Below are 257 nucleotides of genomic sequence, written 5' to 3' on the forward strand. Positions count from 1 at the left end.
AAAGTATGTCGCGTAAAGGTAACTGCTATGATAACTCAGTAATGGAGAATTTCTTTGGGATTATAAAGTCGGAACTCCTTTACTTAAAGGAATTTGAGAGTGTAGAACATTTTAAATTAGAACTAGAAAAATATATGAACTACTACAACACAAAACGATTGAAGGCAAAATTAAAAACGAGTCCGGTACAGTACCGAACTCGTTTTACCCAAGCTGCCTAATGAAATAACCGTGTCTAACATTTAGGGGTCACTTCA

At 35.0% G+C, this 257-nt stretch carries 1 protein-coding gene; it reads left to right on the forward strand.

Translation table 11 applies throughout. From position 1 onward, the window contains the following. Positions 1–221: IS3 family transposase (locus KJS58_RS25190; RefSeq protein ID WP_213536349.1), on the forward strand; the 221-nt coding region annotated here is incomplete at its 5' end. Positions 222–257: the final 36 nt, after the last annotated feature.

Origin of the sequence: Paenibacillus sp. J45TS6 (genome assembly GCF_018403285.1) — a bacterium.
Taxonomy (GTDB): Bacteria; Bacillota; Bacilli; order Paenibacillales; family Paenibacillaceae; genus Paenibacillus.